The sequence below is a fragment of the Methanobrevibacter sp. UBA417 genome (genome assembly GCF_002508845.1).
Taxonomy (GTDB): Archaea; Methanobacteriota; Methanobacteria; order Methanobacteriales; family Methanobacteriaceae; genus Methanobrevibacter_A; species Methanobrevibacter_A acididurans.
Map to the genome: position 1 here is coordinate 1 of NZ_DAZC01000007.1, position 5,153 is coordinate 5,153.

The following is a 5,153-nucleotide window of genomic DNA, read 5'->3' on the forward strand; positions in this document are numbered from 1 at the left end:
TACTTTTAAAATAATAAAAAAAATAATATTGAAAAAATAAAGGGGGGTTAATTCATGCACAAAACACAAGAAAAATATCGTTACCAACAAGTTTACGCTAATCAATGCGTAAATTGTAAACTTGAACAAGCACATGAATGCACCTTAGCATTATACAAAAATGAAAAGAATAATTATGAATGTTTAAATTTTAAGGAGGAATAAAATTATGAGTACTGATTTAAGTAAAAGCACAAGTAGAATAACATTAAAAAAATTTAAAGAAATCAAGGCAAGAGTAGACAAATACCTAAGTGATGGTGGAAAAGTTACCAGTACCACTCGTGTTTGTCCTGATCACCCAGACCCATCAACATATATACTCTATTCACAGTATCAAAATATGTTAGCAAGATATAATGCTTTCATAAAAAAGAATAGTCGTGAACCTAAAACATTACAAATATATGTAGAAGCAACAGACCTAACTAATACTGGTGCAAAAATACCATTAGCAACCTTTTTAGATATGAAAGCACGTGTAGATAGTTTTATAGCAGATGGAGGCAAACCTGAATATAATCGTCGAATTTATTTAGATTTTACTACCCAGATGGATTATGTTACTTATTCCACTTATCTTGCAATGTTGAAGAAGTATAGTGATTTTGTTGCTAAGAATAGTAGACAACCTAATTACATAACAACCACCAAATCAGGTTCTTCAACCCCCACTATAACAACTAAGGATTGTTATAAGAGTCCAAGATGGTATAGTGGTACTGAATTAAAACAAGATACAAATTATTATTGTGGGTGCAATCTTTCACAACAAATACTCCGTGAAATCACAGGAAACTATTACTCTGAAAGTTACCTAGCTAAACAATTAGGCACTACCAAATCAGGAACAGGACCAAATGAAATCACAAGTGTAATAAAGAAAATATTAACCCAAAATGGATATACAGTAAAAACTTGTAAATGGGTATACCTAAGCGATTATACATGGGATAGTATTGGGAAAATGATAGCAGACCCTAAAACTGGTGTAGGATTACATTCAGTCTACAAACTACGATGGGGGCATTACGAATACCCAATCAAACTATGTAAATCATCTGAAACAATTACAATAGCACAAGGACTATCTGGAGGGTACATTCAACTTAGAAGTTTTAAAACAATGAAATCATATGCAAACGCTGCTTCTTATCCATCTCTTTTAATTGTTGAGGTAGCATAGAGTTTATTAAGAAATCCTTAATAAACCTTAATTAATGATCATACTTTTTTTCGAATGAAATAGAAATTCTTAAATACTCTAATTATTAAAACCAAAATTAATTAATAAAAAAATAAGGGGAGTATTTATGAAAAATAATCAATTACTAATACTTTGTGTTGCTGTAATAATAGGTTGTTGTGTAATAGCTGGTGCAATCTACTTTTCATCAACTATTACTACTATACCTGCTAATAATACATCTGTTAATAATACAACAATAAATAATACAACTACTGCTGGTAATGTTTCATCTCAAGATTCTAATAGTAATAGTAATAGTAATAGTAATGTAGAACAAAGTGATAGTGAAGGTTATCGTGATAAAAATGGGGTGTATCATGATACTGGGGAAGTAAATCAAGGAACATATAAAGAAGAAAATGGTCAATCCTATTACTATGATCAAAACAGTCATAGTTATATAGATTCAAATCAATACTTATCTGAATATGGTAGTGAGGGTACTGGTGCATAAAAAAAGTAAAAAAAGTTTAAATTTTAATTTTTTAAAAAGTTATTAAAGGTAATATTACCTTTAGTTGTTATGTTTTTAATTAAATCTCCACTTGTTGTAGGTATTAATGTAATATAACCTAAGAAATTATAATAACTTAAACAAGCTATAATAATATTTAATGAAATATTATTTAAATTATTTTTAATATCTTTAGCAGTATCAGGTGCATCATTAATTAAAGATTTAACAATCTGTTTTTCTATATTCTCAAAATCTACAGTATTATTTAAATAATTATATAATGTTAATAGATTTAATTTTAAACTTTTTGGAATTTTAGAATCAGTTGTAATATCTAATTGGATATCATTAGTATCTTCTAATTCATGTAAACAAACAAGTATTAAATCTTCAGAGTAATCTTGATCTTTAATTAAATTTTCAAGTGTATTATAATTTATTGATGTACAATTTTCATTTTCTATAAAATATTTACAAATAGAATTTTTAATAATTGTTGTTTGTTCTGTTAAGTCCATTTTTTTCACTTTTTCACCTCCTTTATATATTTAATATGTTTTATGTATGTGATAATTTTTTCTAAATTTTTGTTTAAGTTTATTTTTTTTATACTTTTAACCAAAAAGTTTATATATTAGTTATAGCATATACTATAGTATACAATACACATATAGGAGATAAATTAAAATGAAAATAGAAAAAATAATTAAAGAAGCAGGACTTGAACAATTCAACTGGACAAAAGTAGTTATAGGATTGGATAAATCTAAAAATGGGGGATACTCCATTTTAGGAAATTTCACAAAAGACACAGCCCTACAAGATGGATTATATTTATCTGTCGACAAAGGTAGCTACGATTATTATGTACTATATAAAATTACAGGTGAAAAACTAAACATTATTAAAATATATGAAAATGACAAAAAGTCATGGGCTAAACAGTTCTGGTCTTATATAGAAGAAAACTTAGATTTAAGCATGGGAGAAACATTATTTAATGAGATTGTAGAAAAAACAAGTGATGTTGAGGATTTAAAAGAGTTAGTTAAAAGATTAAATTATAAAATTGAAGAAAAAGAAAACAAGTTTAATGAAAATTTTGATTTAAACTATTATTTCAATGTTGAAGATTTAACTAGTATTGATCTTGATGGGATTGAAGAAGAACATGAAGATGAATTTAAACAAATAGAAAAATTAGCTGGTGAAAGAAAAGAAATAGAAACACACAAAGCACTACTCGTATATGGTTACATGAAAAAATATAGCTTTATGAAAATACAAGAAAAATATGAAATTGACTTCCGAGAATGTGATTCTGATGACTTCAAAAGATCATTAGGAAATCCTTCAGAATGGAAATATTATCGAATTGGAGAGTATGGGGCAGCTTTCCAACAAGATGATGAAAATAAAAAACTTAAAATTATATATCCATTTATTTAAATTAAATTTTTTTAGGAGAAATGATAAAAAATGCATGATAAAGTAACAGATTTAAAAAAAGTTAATGAAAATACTTACAGTTCTGTAATACTAAATTTAGCATTACGAGAATATGGAGAATTTGCAGCAGATAAAATAATAGATTTAGAAAATCATAATATTAAAATTATTCAGGAAGGTGAAGGATTAAATTCATCTTTTAAAATAATTGGAGATAAAAAAGAGATACAATCTGCATTAAACTATGAATTATTAAAAGATGCAGTTTTATTAACTTTTTGTCCTAGAGATCATGAAGAATTATTATATACTGATAAATCTTTATATGGGGGTTATGTTGTTAATTTTGATGAACCTACAAGTATAACTTTAAATAAGAAATTACATTTTAAAGAAATAACTTGTTTATCGTTTGATTTACACGCTTTATATTTAAGTATAAACGATAAACTCATTTTTGAAATGAGTTTAAAATGGTTGACTGATATTGAAAATTAAATGAGGAGTGTTATGTGTGAGTAATAATAAAACAACTATACAAGTTACAATGCAAACACGTAGTCAGTTACGAAGAATTAATCCTACTGCTACTTTTGATGAAACAATACAAGAGTTAATACAAAATTATAGTAATATAATGACTATGCAAATTGTTAATGAAAAGTTTCGTGTTAATTTAGAATTTGAATTTTTACAGGATAACACACTTGAAGTTTATAAGAAAATTAATAATGATCTTGTACCTTTACATGAGTATTTAATTATTCGAGATGAAACAATTTTGCATGATACTGAAGAAGGTTTAATCCTTAAACTATTTAATGATTTATCTAAGTTTAAACCTATACTAATTAAAAAGTTAAGTGAATTTAAAGTAGGGAAAGAATTAGTTTGTAAAGAATATAATATTCTAAGAATAGCATAAAGAGGGGGATTAAATATGATGAATCAATTTGTTTTAGCTACATATGAAAATGAGTATGTAAATTTTAGAATCGAAAGAAATCAAGATGAGGATAACTTTTTTTATCTTGATCATGAGGGTAAAGAAACTAGAAATTTAGAGAATTGTATTAGTACAGAATTTAAAAAAAATTTTCCTAGTGAGAGGGAATTACGTTTTGAATTATTATTTAGAAGTGTTAATCAGTTTTATGAGAAAAATGGTATTAATTTTTATATTGTTAAATTAGAGTCAAAAATGGGTTATGATTTAATTAAAGAGATAATTAAGGAAAAAATAACTTATAATATACCTTTTGAGGAAAATGAAAAAATAATAATTAAGCCTATGATTATACACATCAATGGTTTTCTTTTCAGAAATGTTCGTAAAATTAGTGTAGATGGAAGTGTTTTAGAAATTTATTCAAATGATGGAATTCTTGATGATTTTATTTCAACTGAAGATATTGAAAGTTTTGAAGTTGATGAAGAAAATATTAAGATAAAATATGTTGGAAGCAATAGTATTCATCATTATGATTTATTTGTTTCAAAAACTTTGAATGATTTATTGAATCGGTTTGATTCTGAAACGGATAAACCAGTTTTACCTAAAGATAAAACTGTGCAGTGGTTTAAAGATGTAGGATACACTTTAGAAGTTTATCGTGAAAATGATAATTTAGATTTTCATTATGAAGGCATTTTTGAAGTACCTTGCTATTCTGATGATACCTGCAGCGATAAATTAAGAAGGTTATATAAATTAAATGATGAAGTGAATAATTTATTAAAACACTTCTAAAATTTAAATTTTATTTTTTTATATTTTTGAATATTTTTTATCTCTTCAGTTATTCGATAATATTGAATAACTGAATTTTACATGTTTTTACTTTATAATCATAAAATTTTTATATCTGTAAATTATACTATTTTTTGTAGAGTTTTTTGAAATTTAGGATAGGAGGTAAACATAATATTTTTGTTATGTTTTACTAAAATAATTATTAA

Annotated in this window: 8 protein-coding genes; 7 read left to right on the forward strand and 1 reads right to left on the reverse strand. The window is 25.4% G+C overall.

Annotated elements, in window-relative coordinates; all coding sequences use genetic code 11:
• Window positions 1-54: 54 nt before the first annotated feature.
• The 3 genes from BP769_RS00825 to BP769_RS00835 all read left to right on the forward strand — a co-directional run bounded on the left by BP769_RS00825 (window position 55) and on the right by BP769_RS00835 (window position 1,742).
• A complete protein-coding gene (locus BP769_RS00825) occupies window positions 55-204 on the forward strand; it encodes a hypothetical protein (RefSeq protein ID WP_413861798.1) in 150 nt (49 codons plus the stop codon).
• Window positions 205-208: 4 nt separating this feature from the next.
• Window positions 209-1,225, forward strand: coding sequence for a pseudomurein-binding repeat-containing protein (locus BP769_RS00830; RefSeq protein ID WP_413861801.1), 1,017 nt, complete (start codon window positions 209-211; stop codon window positions 1,223-1,225).
• A gap of 127 nt (window positions 1,226-1,352) precedes the next feature.
• On the forward strand, window positions 1,353-1,742 hold the full coding sequence (locus BP769_RS00835; RefSeq protein ID WP_413861804.1) for a hypothetical protein: 390 nt from the start codon (window positions 1,353-1,355) through the stop codon (window positions 1,740-1,742).
• A 23-nt stretch (window positions 1,743-1,765) separates the two neighbouring features.
• Here the strand turns inward: BP769_RS00835 and BP769_RS00840 are convergent, their stop codons facing one another.
• Window positions 1,766-2,272, reverse strand: coding sequence for a hypothetical protein (locus BP769_RS00840; RefSeq protein WP_413861807.1), 507 nt, complete (start codon window positions 2,270-2,272; stop codon window positions 1,766-1,768).
• 160 nt (window positions 2,273-2,432) lie between these two features.
• Between BP769_RS00840 and BP769_RS00845 the strand changes: the two genes are divergently transcribed.
• The 4 genes from BP769_RS00845 to BP769_RS00860 are packed head-to-tail and all read left to right on the forward strand — an operon-like array spanning window position 2,433 to window position 4,944.
• Complete coding sequence (locus tag BP769_RS00845) at window positions 2,433-3,194, forward strand: hypothetical protein (RefSeq protein ID WP_413861810.1); 762 nt, start codon at window positions 2,433-2,435, stop codon at window positions 3,192-3,194.
• A 30-nt stretch (window positions 3,195-3,224) separates the two neighbouring features.
• Window positions 3,225-3,692, forward strand: a complete 468-nt coding sequence (locus BP769_RS00850; protein WP_413861813.1) for a hypothetical protein — start codon at window positions 3,225-3,227, stop codon at window positions 3,690-3,692.
• 16 nt (window positions 3,693-3,708) lie between these two features.
• Window positions 3,709-4,119 (forward strand): hypothetical protein, encoded by a 411-nt coding sequence (locus tag BP769_RS00855; protein WP_413861816.1) that lies wholly within the window; start codon window positions 3,709-3,711, stop codon window positions 4,117-4,119.
• Between the two features lie 15 nt (window positions 4,120-4,134).
• Window positions 4,135-4,944, forward strand: a complete 810-nt coding sequence (locus BP769_RS00860) for a hypothetical protein (protein WP_413861819.1) — start codon at window positions 4,135-4,137, stop codon at window positions 4,942-4,944.
• The last annotated feature ends 209 nt before the right edge of the window (window positions 4,945-5,153 follow it).

Coding starts and splice junctions, on each gene's coding strand:
- BP769_RS00825 (WP_413861798.1), top strand. CDS start 55: ATGCACAAAACACAAGAAAAATATCGTTACCAACAAGTTTACGCTAAT.
- BP769_RS00830 (WP_413861801.1), top strand. CDS start 209: ATGAGTACTGATTTAAGTAAAAGCACAAGTAGAATAACATTAAAAAAA.
- BP769_RS00835 (WP_413861804.1), top strand. CDS start 1,353: ATGAAAAATAATCAATTACTAATACTTTGTGTTGCTGTAATAATAGGT.
- BP769_RS00845 (WP_413861810.1), top strand. CDS start 2,433: ATGAAAATAGAAAAAATAATTAAAGAAGCAGGACTTGAACAATTCAAC.
- BP769_RS00850 (WP_413861813.1), top strand. CDS start 3,225: ATGCATGATAAAGTAACAGATTTAAAAAAAGTTAATGAAAATACTTAC.
- BP769_RS00860 (WP_413861819.1), top strand. CDS start 4,135: ATGATGAATCAATTTGTTTTAGCTACATATGAAAATGAGTATGTAAAT.